Here is a 1,402-nt window from a genome sequence, read left to right on the forward strand (position 1 = left end):
CGATCCTTTATGTCTGCCGCGACCCAATCCAGTAGATCAGGATGCGCGTCCAGCAACTTGGACATGGCTTTGAGTTCACGCCCGATGTCGTGCTCTGGATAAATTTCGAATATACTGGGTGGGATGGTGCGTTTTTCTCGCATTGTCAGCTCCTGGTTTGTTGGTTATTTCCTTTATAGTCAATTGCTTAGCTATAAATTATACCCAGCTCACCAGGAATTTCCCAGCAACTTCTCGATGTTTTTTTACGTTAATTCAATAGGTTGGCATTTTTGGATGGACACTATGTAGGCCTATCTGACACCTGCCGGGCACAAATTGATGGATGAAATTTTGACGATAAAAGAAGTTGCGGAATACCTAAAGGTCAATGAACGTACAGTCTATCGACTTGCCTCCGGGAAAAAGATACCTGCCTTCAAAGTCGGAAATGCATGGCGATTTCGGAAGGACGATGTCGACCAATGGATCAAAGATCAATCAAATCAAGGGACTGAGGCGGATTAGCGTGATAACGAACCACCAAGCCAAATACTACGCCCACGAGCTGACTCGCCAGGCTGCCGGGGATGATATCGACCGTATCTCAACATCGCTTTTCGATGCCAGCGTTGATCTCAACCCCCATCAGATCGAGGCAGCCCTGTTCGCCTTGCGCTCTCCCCTCTCCAAAGGAGTTGTTCTGGCCGATGAAGTGGGCCTCGGCAAAACCATCGAGGCCGGATTGGTGCTCTGCCAATACTGGGCCGAACGCAAACGACATATTCTGGTGATCTCTCCTGCATCTCTGCGCCGGCAATGGGCGGCTGAACTCATTGAAAAATTCAATTTACCCACCGAAATACTGGATGCCAGAGCGGTACGGCAACGGAAGAAAGATGGAATCTATAATCCTTTCCGGCAGAACAAGGTCATCATTCTTTCCTATCACTATGCCAGCCGAATGGAGGATGAACTGCGAGCCATACCCTGGAACCTGGTGGTATTCGATGAAGCGCATAAATTGCGCAATGCGCACCAGAAAAGTAATCGCATGGGCAAAGCATTAAGACGTGCGCTCGATGGTCGTCAGAAACTGTTACTTACCGCGACGCCAATACAAAATAGCCTCATGGAATTGTACGGCTTGTCCACGTTGATTGATGAGCACATCTTTGGTGACGACAAGGCGTTCCGCAAGCAATACCTTCACAATGGCACCAACCTTGAGGAGCTTCGGGAGCGCCTGAAAGGTTTTATCAAGCGAACCTTGCGGCGTGATGTTGTGGAATATGTTCGCTATACCGAAAGGCGAACCTTTACCCAACCCTTTACACCCGGAGACGACGAGCAGCGCCTCTATGACGGCATTTCCGCGTTCATGCTTCGCGAAGAATCCTATGCCTTGCCGAAGCGTCAGCGC

At 49.5% G+C, this 1,402-nt stretch carries 2 protein-coding genes; both read left to right on the forward strand.

Features of this window, described 5'->3' with window-relative positions:
• Positions 1 to 321: 321 nt before the first annotated feature.
• Positions 322 to 507, forward strand: coding sequence for a methylation-associated defense system helix-turn-helix domain-containing protein MAD1 (gene mads1 / locus ACOCD2_RS19930; RefSeq protein WP_293650345.1), 186 nt, complete (start codon positions 322 to 324; stop codon positions 505 to 507).
• Position 508: 1 nt separating this feature from the next.
• The coding region (locus ACOCD2_RS19935; RefSeq protein WP_419585248.1) for a DEAD/DEAH box helicase at positions 509 to 1,402 on the forward strand (894 nt) is incomplete at its 3' end.

This window comes from Thiolapillus sp., assembly GCF_048562965.1.
In the GTDB taxonomy this organism is placed as follows: Bacteria; Pseudomonadota; Gammaproteobacteria; order Chromatiales; family Chromatiaceae; genus Thiolapillus; species Thiolapillus brandeum_A.